Annotated in this window: 14 protein-coding genes; 4 read left to right on the forward strand and 10 right to left on the reverse strand. The window is 42.2% G+C overall.

The features are described 5' to 3' along the window. Positions 1-27: 27 nt before the first annotated feature. The 9 genes from G6N79_RS12505 to G6N79_RS12545 all read right to left on the reverse strand — a co-directional run bounded on the left by G6N79_RS12505 (position 28) and on the right by G6N79_RS12545 (position 9,660). Complete coding sequence (locus tag G6N79_RS12505; protein WP_103906223.1) at positions 28-879, reverse strand: sugar phosphate isomerase/epimerase family protein; 852 nt, start codon at positions 877-879, stop codon at positions 28-30. Between the two features lie 149 nt (positions 880-1,028). After that, positions 1,029-3,245, reverse strand: a complete 2,217-nt coding sequence (locus tag G6N79_RS12510; protein ID WP_103906222.1) for an NADP-dependent isocitrate dehydrogenase — start codon at positions 3,243-3,245, stop codon at positions 1,029-1,031. A 191-nt stretch (positions 3,246-3,436) separates the two neighbouring features. After that, complete coding sequence (locus tag G6N79_RS12515; RefSeq protein WP_200818786.1) at positions 3,437-4,087, reverse strand: Rossmann-fold NAD(P)-binding domain-containing protein; 651 nt, start codon at positions 4,085-4,087, stop codon at positions 3,437-3,439. A gap of 40 nt (positions 4,088-4,127) precedes the next feature. Further along, positions 4,128-4,409, reverse strand: a complete 282-nt coding sequence (locus G6N79_RS12520; protein ID WP_103906221.1) for a GNAT family N-acetyltransferase — start codon at positions 4,407-4,409, stop codon at positions 4,128-4,130. Position 4,410: 1 nt separating this feature from the next. Further along, positions 4,411-4,926, reverse strand: a complete 516-nt coding sequence (locus tag G6N79_RS12525; RefSeq protein WP_103906220.1) for a nuclear transport factor 2 family protein — start codon at positions 4,924-4,926, stop codon at positions 4,411-4,413. Between the two features lie 598 nt (positions 4,927-5,524). After that, complete coding sequence (locus tag G6N79_RS12530; RefSeq protein WP_103906219.1) at positions 5,525-5,989, reverse strand: hemerythrin domain-containing protein; 465 nt, start codon at positions 5,987-5,989, stop codon at positions 5,525-5,527. Between the two features lie 64 nt (positions 5,990-6,053). After that, complete coding sequence (gene hmpA, locus G6N79_RS12535) at positions 6,054-7,262, reverse strand: NO-inducible flavohemoprotein (protein ID WP_103906443.1); 1,209 nt, start codon at positions 7,260-7,262, stop codon at positions 6,054-6,056. A gap of 380 nt (positions 7,263-7,642) precedes the next feature. Further along, positions 7,643-8,623, reverse strand: coding sequence for a cation diffusion facilitator family transporter (locus tag G6N79_RS12540; RefSeq protein ID WP_103906218.1), 981 nt, complete (start codon positions 8,621-8,623; stop codon positions 7,643-7,645). 68 nt (positions 8,624-8,691) lie between these two features. Beyond that, entirely contained in the window at positions 8,692-9,660 is a 969-nt protein-coding gene (locus tag G6N79_RS12545) for a bile acid:sodium symporter family protein (RefSeq protein ID WP_103906217.1), read from the reverse strand. Positions 9,661-9,808: 148 nt separating this feature from the next. Between G6N79_RS12545 and G6N79_RS12550 the strand changes: the two genes are divergently transcribed. The 4 genes from G6N79_RS12550 (at position 9,809) to rplI (ending at position 12,736) form a co-directional block, all read left to right on the forward strand. Continuing rightward, positions 9,809-11,014 carry a pyridoxal phosphate-dependent aminotransferase gene (locus G6N79_RS12550; RefSeq protein ID WP_234993191.1) on the forward strand — a complete coding sequence of 402 codons (1,206 nt, stop codon included), beginning with the start codon at positions 9,809-9,811 and terminating at the stop codon, positions 11,012-11,014. A gap of 633 nt (positions 11,015-11,647) precedes the next feature. Further along, complete coding sequence (rpsF, locus tag G6N79_RS12555) at positions 11,648-12,016, forward strand: 30S ribosomal protein S6 (RefSeq protein WP_103906216.1); 369 nt, start codon at positions 11,648-11,650, stop codon at positions 12,014-12,016. Further along, entirely contained in the window at positions 12,016-12,279 is a 264-nt protein-coding gene (gene rpsR, locus G6N79_RS12560) for a 30S ribosomal protein S18 (protein WP_103906215.1), read from the forward strand. Before rpsF ends, rpsR begins: the two co-directional genes overlap by 1 nt. A 13-nt stretch (positions 12,280-12,292) precedes the next feature. Next, positions 12,293-12,736: a 50S ribosomal protein L9 gene (gene rplI / locus G6N79_RS12565; RefSeq protein WP_103906214.1), complete on the forward strand. Its 444-nt coding sequence runs from the start codon at positions 12,293-12,295 to the stop codon at positions 12,734-12,736. A 626-nt stretch (positions 12,737-13,362) separates the two neighbouring features. Here rplI and G6N79_RS12575 read toward each other — a convergent pair. After that, the gene (locus G6N79_RS12575; RefSeq protein WP_103906212.1) at positions 13,363-14,661 is read right to left on the reverse strand and encodes a hypothetical protein; all 1,299 of its coding nucleotides are present in this window, start codon (positions 14,659-14,661) and stop codon (positions 13,363-13,365) included.

Genomic DNA, 14,661 nt, shown 5'->3' on the forward strand with positions numbered 1-14,661 from the left:
AAACGCGTCTATTTTATGCATACTGGCTTAAATAGCACTGACGACACCACGGAAATAACCAACGGATTCAGCAATTCCCGCCAATGGATCTTTCATGTCTTTTTCAAATTCTATACTGCAGCATCCAGCGTATTTTATTTTAAATAAGGCTTTTACAAATGCTGGGATATCGATAACCCCACGTCCCAACTCACATGTTGACCCTTTTGCATCTGCGGCAGTAACATTTTTCAGATGGATATCAAAGATTCGGTCTTTGTATCGAACGAGGTCCTTTATAGCATCCTGTCCATCCCGGGTATCGTGCCCCATATCGAAGCACATGCCCAAGTGTTGATCCAGATCTTTGATATGGTTCCAGATGACGGTAGCATTTGGATAGAGCTTATCTTCGGGACCATGATTATGGATCCCGTATTGGAAGCCATGTTCTTTAGCCTTTTGTGCTACATACGGTAAATCCTTCACCTCTGGCACGCCGATCATCAATTTAACACCAACACGCTTACAATAATCAAATGCCCGGTCGATCTCTTCCTTGGTTTTCATATAGAGAGGACCAACGGCATATCCCGTGACATTGGATGCTGCCAATTGTTTATGGAAAGCGGCAATTTGTTCGGCCGTGCTGTTCAATGGAAGGTGAAAATCCTTGATGCACAGATACCGTACGTCCATGCGCTTCATCATCGCTAAGGATTGTTCCAGATTAAAGTTTACGAAGCTATACCCAGCAATGCCTAATTTTAGGGCGTTCTGATCAGCACTTTCAGTGAATGTGCTTGTACCTGCGGACAATAAGGAAGGTGCTGCAGCAGCACTCGCTATGGTGAACAAACTGCGCTGCAGGAAATTACGTCTACTCTGTTTATTGGTCATTATTTTAAGGTTTATACGTTGAATAACCTAAAATAAGAAATAAGTGGCGCAGATTCAAATCGACCATAACCGTTCTCCAACAAAAACCGCATAAAAAAAGGTGGCTATTTGTATAGCCACCTCTGATATGATCTTTATGGAATCCGAACTTAGTTCAATCCTTCAAGTGCAGCATTCAATGTTGCTGAAGGACGCATCGCTTTTGCTGCCAACTCATCGTTAGGGAAATAATACCCTTCGATGTTTTGTGCCTTGCCCTGAGCACCGATCAATTCTTCATTGATCTTATCTTCTTGCTCAGTTAACGCTTGCGCCAAAGATTTGAATTTCGCCGCTAGGTCTGCATCTTTTGTCTGGTTTGCCAAGGCTTCTGCCCAATAGGTAGCCAGGTAAAAGTGAGAACCACGGTTGTCGATTTGTCCAACTTTACGTGCAGGCGATTTATCGTTTGCAAGGAATTTCGCATTCGCTTCATCCAATGCATCGGCTAACACCTGTGCTTTTTCATTATTTTGAGTCTGTGCCAAATGCTCCAAAGAAGCTTGTAGGGCTAGGAATTCTCCCAGAGAATCCCAACGCAGATAACCTTCCTCCAAAAATTGCTCAACATGCTTAGGCGCAGAACCACCCGCTCCTGTTTCGAAAAGACCACCGCCGTTCATCAATGGAACGATCGATAACATTTTCGCAGATGTACCCAATTCCAAAATTGGGAAAAGATCCGTCAGGTAATCACGTAAAACGTTTCCTGTTACGGAAATGGTGTCTTCACCCTTACGGATACGGTCAATCGAGAATTTAGTAGCCTCAATTGGGGAAAGGATACGGATATCCAAACCATTAGTATCGTAATTTGGTAGGTATGCATTCACTTTTTTGATGATCTCTCTGTCATGAGCACGGTTTTCATCCAACCAGAAGATTGCCGGCGTATTGGAAAGACGCGCACGGTTTACCGCAAGTTTAACCCAATCCTGGATAGGTGCATCTTTAGTTTGGCACATGCGGAAGATATCACCTTCCTCTACGGCTTGCTCCATTAAGGTCTTGCCGTTATTGTCCACAACACGAATAACACCCGAACCTGTAGCCTGGAATGTTTTATCGTGGGAACCGTATTCTTCAGCTTTTTGCGCCATCAATCCAACATTAGGCACAGATCCCATTGTTTTTGGATCGTAAGCACCGTTCTGCTTACAGTCTTCGATAACAGCTTCGTAAATACCTGCATATGAACGATCAGGGATAACGGCAAGGGTATCGCGTTCAGCACCTGCTTTATCCCACATTTTACCACCGATACGGATCATCGCTGGCATGGATGCATCAACAATGACATCCGATGGAACGTGCAGGTTGGTAATTCCCTTATCGGAATTAACCATCGCCAAGTCCGGACCATTTGCAATGGCTGCATCAATGGCCGCTTTAACTTCCGCTTCTTGAGCGTGGCCAGCAATCTTTGCATAAACCTCACCAAGACCGTTATTTTTATTAATTCCCAATTCATTGAATAAGGAACCGTATTTCGCGAATACATCTTTAAAATATACCTCCACAATGGCACCGAAAATGATCGGGTCTGAAACCTTCATCATCGTCGCCTTCAAGTGTGCGGAAAGTAAAACGCCAGCTTCCTTCGCTTCTTGGATGGCTTGCGCTACGAAATCTTTCAATTTAGCAATATGAAGAACGGAGGAGTCAATAACTTCTCCAGCCTTCAGGTTGCTCAAACCTTTCAATTCTTTGGTCTCGCCATTCGCACCAACAAATTCAATCTTAAATTGGCTGTCATTTTCAATGGTAACAGACTGTTCGGAGCTGTAGAAATCACCATCCTGCATGGAAGCGACCTTTGTCTTGCTATCCGCAGACCAAGCACCCATTTTGTGTGGGTTTGCTTTTGCGTAGTTTTTCACAGCTTTTGGAGCACGGCGATCAGAGTTTCCTTCGCGCAATACCGGATTCACTGCGGAACCCAATACCTTTGCATAGGCAGCTTTGATTTTTTCTTCCTCTTCATTTGCTGGCGCATCCGGATAATTCGGAATGGCATATCCAGCTTTTTGCAATTCAGCAATTGCACCCTTCAATTGCGGGATCGAAGCGGAAATATTGGGAAGTTTAATGATGTTCGCATCCGGAGTGGTTGCCAATTGGCCCAGCTCAGCCAATGCATCAGTTGTTTTCTGACCATCAGCCAAATATTCATTCAGATTAGCCAGGATACGTCCCGCTAATGAAATATCTCTTAATTCAACGTCAATATCTGCTGTCTTAGCAAATGCTTGTACGATCGGTAGAAATGAATACGTTGCCAATAAAGGCGCTTCATCTGTTTTTGTGTAAATGATTTTAGATGACATAATTTTCTATTGAAATGATATTGTTTTGCAAAATTCTATGAAAATCAATTTAGGGATTGACCTAATTTTTAAAATTCGCCTAAAGATAACAAAATCAATTTTAAATAGGGCTAAAAGCAGAAATTAACCGCAAACTTGAATAAAATTTGACGGTTCTGGATAGGATTGCTCCGAAAAGATGAAATTCCTGTTTACTGATCCAGTTCTTCCCAGATCTCTTTGGGATTGTAGATATCGATTTCACGATGTTTCTTATCCATCGCGGCATCTTTGATGACCATTGCCAAATCCATTGTCGAGATGGGTTTATAAGTCTTCAATAGCCCAAGTTTATTCAAGAAATTAATGGCCTTTACGGCAATTTTTTCGCCTTTTCGATCTGTATTTGGTCGATCTATGGGGCCCGGTCTGACAATGGTGAGTTTCTTGAAATCTAACGCCTGGATGGCATCTTCCAATAGGCCTTTCATCCGGCTGTAGTAGAAACGGGATGTTTTGCTGGCTTGCGCTGATGACAATAGAACAAAATTGGGAATCTTATTCAGTTTCGCCAAGGCGGCATACTTCAACTGATAATCATAATCAACAACCCATTGCTCCTCCTTACTCCCTGCTGCTGCGAGGGTCGTACCCAAGGTAGAGAAAGCGATATCACCTATGATATAAGGTCTGTATTCCTCCAGTTTGTCGAAGTCAACCTCGACTTCCAATAACTTGGGGTCTGGAGAGAAAAATGGCCGGCGAACCAGTACGATAACCTGGCTGATCTTAGGATCTGCCAAGAGCTGTAATACCAATTCCCTGCCTGTTGCACCTGTACAACCAATAATAACTGCTTTCATAGATTGTTGATTATGTTATAATTATATCGCGATCCCTGGATTAAAACAGGACATCACGAATGTTGACATCGCGATCAAATTGCGCTTTGGCGAATGGACACAACGGCATAATCTTTAAGTTGTTCTCACGGGCATGTGTCACCGCTTTTTCCAACATAATGCTGCCAATGCCTTTCCCCTTTTCCTCCGGATCAACCTCGGTATGATCGATTATGATCTTACCAGGTCCAGCCTGGGAATACGTCATCTCACCAATTTTTTTTCCGTCTTCTTCGGCAATAAATGCTCCTTTATTACCAGACACTTCATGTTTCACTAACATATTATCTCCTATTTTTGTTTATGTTTAATTTCTCTATTATGCTATCCTCTTCAGCAGATTTTAACGGAACCACTTGATCTACAAGTGCATTAGGTACAGTCATCGACAGCACATAATGTTTGATTAACCAACGACCATTGATCTTTTCGAGCACACCTGACCCACGGCATATCTTCATCTGCGTATTTAACAACTCATCTATCCATGCGGTTTTACCATCAGCTGAAAATTCTATGTTTCTTTCCAAGCTAGTGAAGTTCCACGCCTTCCCTTTATCGAAATGCGGCTTGGCATAGGCCATAAATTCAGCCTTATTCCATCGCTCGGTCGCATCGGTACCAATAAAAACAGAAGTACTGTCCATGAGGTCAAAATAAGCTTGAAAGTCCGCTTTTCCAGCAGCTTCGTGCCATTTGTCCATTACCGTTCCAACCGATTCACGGTCGGATTGGCCAAAAGCAACACCTGCAAATAATGTAAATAGAAAGGAAAGGATTAATAAATTGATTTTTCTCATATCAGTGGATTTTCCTTAAAGATAAGGAAATAGATTGGAGATGTAAGGTTTCAGTAAGGCAATTAGATTTGGAAGATAAATGTAAAAAGTGGGTTTTATGGCTGTAAAGCCATAATTTGGAAATGATGAGCTAATAAAATTACAACGAAATTATAGTAATTCTTGGTTTGTTTTTTGGACCTTGTCTGACATGAGAGCGTGGTGAGAGCGTACTGAGAGCGTGGTGAGAGCGTGTCTATAGGCACGCTCTCACCCCGACTTCACCTCGCTTGCAGTACGGCTTCACCTCGGAGAAGGTCCATAGAGCCACATGGCAGCAAGAAGGTAATTTTTCATAGACCACACCAGCATAGCCACAACAGCACAAAATTGAAAATTTCGTAATGCCAGAGCGTGTTCTGGATTTACTTTTTACAAGAAAACAGCGGTTTTGATGAGAAAATATTGTATTTAAGCTCGATAGTTTAATGAATGGATAATGTCAATATTTTCAAGAGATTTTATAGGTTCTTTGAGCTGATTTACAGCAAAATACAAAATTTATCTCATGTTTGAAAATTATTTTTTCTGGCCCTTTAAAAATTTATATTCGTGGGAATTAGGTTTTCCAAAATTCATCTTCCCAAGGTAGTTCTGCAATGGGATGGTCGTGCTTTACCTGTATGCGTTCCAGCTGTTCTTTGGATGCTGCCTTTTGGACCAATGGGAAGAGTTGCCGTTCCTCCAATCGGATGTGTGCTTCCAGGGTTTCTTCTATCCGGTTCAAGGATTTTTCTGTAAAGGAGTCCTGTAAAATTAAACGCTTTAGGCTCCGATGTTGTCCTATCGCCTCTTGCACCAATTTATGATCCTCCTCAAGAATTGCGAACACATATTCTTCCTCTATAGCGAAGTGTGGTTCAAGCTGGTGGGTCCACATTTCCTTCACGTATCGACCAATGCGTTCGGGATCGATCTGTCTTTCCAACCCGCGTCTGAACTTCCAACACAGGAGCAACGCGAAATGATGCTCTTTGCTCAACGGTTGGAGAGCGGGATGCCTTTTCAATGGTTTTGTTTCCATGCTGCTCAATTTAAATACCTACTGACACCCTGAACAGGCGCCAGTAGGATTAATTTAATTCATTTTAATTCAGCGATAAGGATGCCGGGCCGAATTCCTCAAAATGGATGGATGAAGGATCAACCCCTGTTTCTTTTAGGAATTCATATTGCTTCCTGATAAATCCTGCTGGCCCGCACAGGTAGTAATTGGCATCTTCCAAAACCACCTTGTCGGCTATTTTCTGCAAATCCACAATGCCGGACCGCGCATGTTCACAATCTTGGTCCAACTGTTCGTAGAAGAGGTGATTCTGAAATTGCGGGTTTATGGTAGCAATCTCCTTTAACCTATCCCTAAATGCATGCACCTGTTCGTTCCTACAGCCGTGAACCCAAACGATAGGCTGTTCAACGTTTGGATCTGTCAGTAAATCTTCCACCATAGCCAATAATGGCGTTTGACCTATTCCGCCACTGATAAATACTTGTGGTTTACCTTGCTCCTTACCTTCCAGGACAAAATTTCCGGAAGGTGACGTCAGCTCAATGGTATCACCAACCTGCACATGCTCATGGAGCCTGTTGCTGATCATGCCATCGGGATGTGTACTACCCTTCTCCTGTTTCACGGAAATCCGGTAATATTGCCCATTCGGTGAGTTGGAAACGGAATATTGTCTCGGTTGCAACAAATCCAGTTCCGGAAGGAAAAGACGAACAGAGATGTATTGTCCCGGTTGATGAGAGGCAATACGACCACCATCTGCCGGATACAGATAAAAGGAAGTAATCTCTTCCGATTCTTTAACCCTTTCCTTCACGATAAACGGTCGCCATCCGGTCCATCCGCCTGGATGATTCACTTTGTCGGTATATATCTTTGCCTCATGTCCGGACATGATTGCTGCCAATTGGTTGTATGCTAAAGTCCAAGCTTCCAGTAGCTCCTCGGATGCAGCATCCCCCAACACTTCTTTTATGGAAGAGATCAGGTGGTTTCCTACAATCTGGTAATGCTCCGGACGGATATCCAAGCTGGTATGCTTGTGTCCGATATGATCCACGATACCCATCAAGACGCCGGGGTTTTCAATGTTTTCAGCATAGGCCAACACAGCCATTGCCAGAGCGGTCTGCTGCTTTCCAGACTGCTGGTTCCCCATATTAAAGACATGCTTGAGCTCCGGATTGTGCTTGAACATGCGTTCATAAAAATATCGTGTTAATAATACGCCGTTTTCTTTTAAGATAGGCACGGTCGCCTTAATCAGTGCAATTTGTTGTTCATTCATCACGTTCATCTATTTGTATTCAACTTGTAAATTTTAAACTGTAAACAAAATTAGAAAACAAAAAAGACAAAATTGTCTGATTTAAGTCTGTTACATCGAGTCGGGGAAAATTTTTGTTTGTATTTATTTGTTTATCAAATACTTATTGACAAATAAATCAAAATATGATTGTTATCATTTGAATTATTAACAAAGAAAAACATTGAGAAACCGCTACCCGATTGTAGGCTGGATATTATATGCTGGGTCAAAAGCGGGGATACATGGAAGGAAAGCGTTTGTACGTGTTCTATTCCTAAAATTATGCTGAGGTACATAGAACCTTCAGAAATCGCATCAGTAGCGTGTCTGACAGCAACAGGTCTGCATTATTATTGCCGCTATTCCCCTCTAAAATGCTTCATATTTTTCGTAACGTTCTCAGCCGTCCATTCGATGTGCTTGGAAAATGGCTCGGTCCGGATTGGGCAATTCGCAACGGTACAATAATGGCAACATTCCGGCATGCATGGATCGGCATGGATAAAGAACTCTGTTTTGGCGTTCAGATTATTGTTGAGGATGGTATCAAATTCAGAGATTCTATCATGGACCTTGGTCAGGGCGTAATATTTCGGTAAGGTCAGGTGGCAGTCGATATGGAGTTCCTGGCCGTAGCGTTGAACCCGTAAGTTGTGTACATCGATCCATTCCGGTTGTCGATTTTTGTTCAGCACAGTAATCACTTCATCAATGACTTCGGCATCCGATTCATCCATTAACCCGGAAATGGATTTACGCAACAGCTTATAGCCATTGAACAGGATAAATGCACCCAGCACAAAAGACAAAGCAAGGTCAATCCAAGCGAGACCCGTCAGCTTCATGATCAACAAGCCAGCGATCAAGCCCACAGAGCTCAGGGCGTCTACCTGCAGGTGCTTTCCGTCGGCTTCGATGGTCAAGGACCGCAAAGCCTTCCCCCGTTTCATTAGGTAAAATCCTACACCAAGGTTGATAAGCGAAGTAATGAATATCAGCCATATACCCTCTTCCACATTACTAACCGGTTGAGGTGAAAATATGCTGTATATTGACTTAATCAGAATGATGGACCCGGCAATAAAGATCATTCCACCTTCCACGAAAACGGAGAAAAATTCAACTTTACCATGGCCGTATGGATGATTGGCATCCTTAGGCTGTGCCGCTAAGTAAATGCTGTAATACGCAAACCCCGAGGCCACGATATTCACGATACTCTCTGCCGCATCCGAAAATATAGCATTCGATTCCGTGATGAAATAAGCGATGAATTTGATCAACATCAAAACGATCCCCGTCACCAAGGACAGCATCACCAGCCGCATTTGCTTATTCATATCATCCTGTTTAAGATTGGCAAAAATACCCTTTTCCGGAGACAGTTCTGTTATATTTTTGTTAACTTCTACTTATCTATCTGTTTCCCTAATCGTTGGGCAATGATGGTAATAACAAAGATCTGAAAGGCATGGTAGATCATCAACGGTAGGATAAACAGCCCTAATTTTGGATTGTTCGCAAAAAGGAATTTGGAGAACACACTGCCGTGTGTCAGTGACTTTTTCGACCCGCAGAAAAGAGCCGAAATCCGATCCTCACGATTGAAGTGCAGCACATACCTGACAATCAATTTAATGACGAAATAAACAATAAAGAAGAGCGCTATTACACCCACGAATAAACTGACCAAATAGGTCGTTCCGATGGTATGGAAAATATCATTGACAAAGGATTCAGCAAAGCTCCCATAAACAATGAGCAGCACGACCCCCTTATCAAAAGTTGTGAGCGCCTTGCTGTACCGATGGGCCCATTTTCCCCAATATCGTTGCAGAAAAAGACCAGCAATAACAGGAAGTATCACTTCAAGTAGAAGACCTAAGTACAATTCACCGAACACATTGACCTCTCCTACCTCTAAAAAGAAATGCATTAATAAAGGAGTTACCGCTACACCGATCAATCCGGATATACTGGCATTAAATATGGCCGCTGGCACATTCCCCTTTGCTATGGAAACCATCACCACCGAGGAGGTCACCGTGGATGGCAAAGCCGCCAAGAAATAAAAGGATAGCCAGAATTGTTTCTGGGTCTCCGTTTGTACGAGAGGTTTGAAGGCCAACACCAAAGCTGGGAAGAGCAAGAACGTGAAGAGCTGGACGGATAGGTGCAATTTCCAGTTCCGCATACCGTGCTTAATTTCCGAAAAGCTCAGCTTAAGGCCATAAAAGAAAAATACCAAAGCCACACCTACACTGCTCAAAATATTGAAAATTTTACCGTCCTCGTAGGTCGCTAGCTGTGGGAACAGATAGGCCAACAGGATCATACTGAGCAGGGCAATGATAAAGCCATCGAACTTTAATTTCATTTGATTATTCCTTTATTTGGTTACAAAGCTATCATTAATTTATATTTATGGAGTAACAGGACCATGATTTAGAAAGTATCATTTTTATGGTTATTTTGTTACATTTTTATCATTAATAATAAATAGTATATAATATATTTGCAATATCATGAGCACAACTTCCATATTATCGAATAGAATCAACAATCTATCAGAATCAGCAACATTAAAGATGACCAAATTAGGTCGTGAATTGGCGGCAAAAGGGATCAACGTGATCAGCCTGAGCGTAGGTGAACCGGACTTCAACACCCCTGAGCATGTTAAGGATGCAGCCAAGAAAGCCTTGGATGAAAACTGGACACGTTATTCGCCGGTATCCGGTTACCCGGAACTTCGTCAAGCCATTGTGAATAAATTGAAGAATGAAAATGGCCTGGATTACGATATTTCTAATATCGTGGTATCAACTGGGGCGAAACAGTCTCTTTCCAATGTGTTGTTGACCTTGGTGAATCCAGGTGACGAAGTGATCATCCCAACACCTTACTGGGTTTCCTATTCGGAAATGGTGGTGTTAGCGGAAGGTACGTCGGTCTATATCGATACAACCATTGAATCGGATTTTAAGATTACGCCCGAGCAATTGGAAGCGGCCATTACCCCAAAATCTAAAGTTTTCATGTTCTCCTCCCCTTGTAACCCTACAGGTTCGGTTTATTCAAAAGCTGAGCTTGAAGCATTGGTGAAGGTTTTCGAGAAACATCCACAGATCTACATCATTTCCGATGAGATCTATGAACATATTAATTTTGTCGACAAGCATGAATCCATTGCGCAGTTCCCTTCGGTAAAAGATCGCGTGATCATTATCAATGGCTTCTCAAAGGCCTTTGCCATGACGGGATGGCGGTTGGGTTACATTGCAGCCAACAAAGAGATTGCAGCAGCAAACGAGAAAATGCAAGGTCAGACGACATCGGGAACCTGTTCCATTTCGCAACGTGCGGGTATCGCCGCATATGAACAGGGATTAGAGAGCGTTCTGGAAATGAAGGATGCTTTTGCGCGCCGTCGTCAATTGGTTTACGACCTTTTGAATGATATTCCTGGTGTGAAAACCAACCTTCCAGACGGAGCCTTTTACTTCTTCCCAGAAATCAGTTCCTTTTTCGGAAAAAAAGATCCTGAAGGCAATGTGATCAATAACTCGGCAGACCTAGCCCTATATCTATTGAATTATGGCCACGTGGCAACTGTCGGTGGCGATTCATTCGGTAACAACAATTACATCCGTTTATCGTATGCGGCTTCTGATGAGAACCTAAAGGAAGCATTGCGCCGAATCAAAGAAGCCTTGGCTAAATTGGCGTAATCTATTCCTTCCACAGGATAAGATATCATCCATAAGGAATTCAACGAGCTCCATTTTGCATGCAAAAATTCTGCACAAACAGATCAGCATCAAAATGGAGCTTGTTCATTTCCCCCTCTACATACGCTCCATCCCAACGATACCGAAAGCACCGTGACCATCAAATCAAGAGGATCGCTCAAACCGACTATTTAGTAGTTTGCTTTACGAACAGTGTACCCAGAAAAAAAAGCTACTTATTATCAGACTTCAGAATCAATTGCGCAGTTAAGCGCTCCAGAAAATGGAATAATACAGGATTTTAGAGACAAGGAAACCGATTCCTAAACCTATTGAAATTGCGAACAACACTTTCACCCAAAGTGGCAACCTACCGATTAAATTCAATTTTTGTGTATTAATAGTTAAACGGTGGCAAAGATGGTTAAGTGGGATTGGAATGGCAAGGTGGTATTTACCCTAAATTGGTTTCTGTAAAGATTGGACTACAAACACGGCTTAAGGTGGAATTTCTACCAGCGCGCTAAACAAAAAATAATGATTTAATTCTGTAATAAGTCGAACATATTTTCTATCTTTGCACGTCCGTTAATATAACTACGGGTATTTTAATAAACATAATTTATTTACACAATGCAACAGTACGAATCTGTAATCATTCTTACCCCGTTGCTTTCAGAAGATGCTGCGAAGGAAGTAATCGCGAAATTCAAAGACATCTTAGTAGAAGGCGGAGCCGAAATTATCGCTGAAGATAATTGGGGTTTGAAAAAATTAGCGTATCCAATCCAGAAGAAAACGACTGGATTTTATCACTTAACTGAATTCAAGGCTCCAGGTGATTTAATTAAAAATTTGGAAGTACAATACAAACGTGATGAGCGTGTGATGCGTTTCTTAACGATCTCTTTGGACAAGCATGCAGTTGCTTACAACGAGAAAAAACGTAGCGGTGCATTCAACAAGAAGGTTGAACCTAAAACTGAGGAGGTAGCAAACTAATGGCAAACGAAAACATTCAATACGTAACTGCCCCTAAAGTAGAGGACAACCGTAAGAAGTACTGCCGATTCAAGAAAAACGGTATCAAGTACATCGACTACAAAGACGCAAACTTCTTATTGAAGTTCGTGAACGATCAAGGTAAGATTTTACCACGTCGTTTAACTGGTACATCATTGAAATTTCAACGTAAAGTTGCTCAAGCCGTGAAACGTGCGCGTATCATCGGATTACTACCTTACGTAACTGATTCATTAAAATAAGGAGGATACGATAATGGAAGTAATATTAAAACAAGATGTTAAACACCTTGGTGAGAAAGACGATATCGTAGTAGTAAAGCCAGGTTTTGGCCGTAACTACCTCATCCCTCAAGGTTTTGCAGTAATGGCTACGCCTTCTGCAAAGAAAGTATTGGCTGAGAACATCAAACAAGCTCAGTTCAAACAAGAGAAAATCAAGAAAGACGCTACGGAATTAGCTGGTAAATTAGAGTCGGTAAAATTATCTATCGGTGCTAAAGCTGGTGAGTCAGGCAAGATCTTTGGTAAAGTGAACAGCATCCAAATCGCTGACGCTTTGAAAGCACAAGGATTTGACGTTGACCGTCGCCGTATCACATTCGAAACTGAACCTAAGCAATTAGGAGAATACATCGCAAACTTGAACCTTCACAAAGAAGTTAAAGTTCAAGTTCCTTTCGAGGTAATCGCAGAATAAAAAAAATCGCCATCTTAAAAGATGGCGATTTTTTTATAAGATGTGAGATTGGAGATATGAGATTTGAGATATTATGGCTGCTATATGGCGGCCATTCTTATTTTGGAGATGTGAGATTGGAGATATGAGATTTGTGATATTATGGCTGCTATTATCAAAATTATATAGATCAGGATCTCGCTCTTCAGGTTAGTACCCATGCTTTCTCATATCTCACATCTAAGATCTCATATCTTACAGATAGAAAAACAAAGAGGCTTGAATTTTTATTCAAGCCTCTTTGTTTTTCTATCTGTAGTAGACTTCGTAGTGAGATCTTCCATTATTACCACGGCCTTTTTTATGTTTGTGTTTGTATTTTTTCTTTTGCTGGCCGGGTGCGTAATGTTTCGCGGATTTACCGCCGTATCTTTTCTTTGCTTGTCCAGGTGGCATCCCGTGCGGATGGCTCGTATAACATGCTGTTACGCTGAACGCCATAAATGCTATTAGTAATAGTCCAATAAATCTTTTCATATACAATCTCCAATTATCTATTCATGTTTAACCAAATACCAAGCCAATATCATTTATATTGGAAAACTTGATGTTATTTTATTGAATAGACTCCTGGAGAATGGATTAGTTTATTTAAAAATTTGATAAAATGAATTAATTTTTGCGTCTATTAATAAAATATCACCTGTTATTTGCAGTTTGTTATCGCTATTGGCAACGCCTTTGACGTCCATGCTTTCGATAAGATCATATTTTGGAAACCAGCCCAGCACAGCGCCCATATCCGGTTTTTTATGGTAGGTTAGCTGAATGGATGAAGTTGAAGGTTCAAATGTAGGGGTGCTCCGCTCCTCTTTGGCCGTCGCCATATGGATCATCTCCTGGCCTTGCCATTTATGAAACGTATAGAATAGCTTCTCCGGCAGGTAACCCATGAGATGTGGAGAGGCTTGGACCTGGAATTGGATATTGGGCACCAATGTTTCCTGAATCTCCTGCTGCTCGGTCATCTCAAAATTATCGTCGTAGGCATAGGTAATCACGGTGTCGCGTTGAGCTACCGAACCAGAACGAACCTGCAAGGCCGCATAGGAACCAACAAAATTCTCCACACTATCGATCGGTAAATCCAGTTTTTTGATCGCTTCCTCATGGTGCTTCAACAAAAGACCAAAATCCAGATTAGCATCCACCTGCAAAACCACTTCCGGATCTTTAAACGCGTTTTTATTGATTCTGGGGTTTCGGGGGTAGCGCAGGTAATCTGCCGCATATTCTCCTTTTAGAGAAATCTTCCCATTTCCGAAATCTATACCGGCCCAATTAGTTGAGCGATCGGTCAGGATAAGATCTGCATCTGGGGAGTCCATTTTGAAAAATTCCTTTCCCAGAATCCAATCCTGTTGGTCCGCAGTAGCCAATGCCTGCATCTGAACGAGATTAAGCCCCTTACCGACCATGATAACGGCATTCTTCTCCCCCAACAGCAATTTGAGGTTTCGTGTGCTGTACAGATTATCCAGCCCGGCAGCAGAATCGAGACCAAGTTGAAGCTGTTCCTGGATAAACCGTACCGCCTTCGCACGGTTTGTAACGTCAAGGACCGCATAGAACCTTTTGGCCGTGTCCGGAAGCTGAAAGCCATAGAGCACAGCAGGAATGTCCATCCCTGAATTCCACACCTTAGGTCTTTCCTTGCCTGTAGTATCCGTAGATGACCCGTAATACGCATCGTAATTGGCCATAGAATTACGGAACATATCCCAAATCAATTCATCGACATGGAGTTTGGCGATAGCTATGCTTTCCTTCGGGATCCGAATGTCGGCAGCTTTCGACGCCCTGTAGCTCTTATAAGCAAAAAGACTTATAGCCACCAGGGCTATAAGTCCAACAATTAAAAATACTATTCTTTTGATCCAGTGCAT

Origin of the sequence: Sphingobacterium lactis (genome assembly GCF_011046555.1) — a bacterium.
GTDB classification, from domain to species: domain Bacteria; phylum Bacteroidota; class Bacteroidia; order Sphingobacteriales; family Sphingobacteriaceae; genus Sphingobacterium; species Sphingobacterium lactis.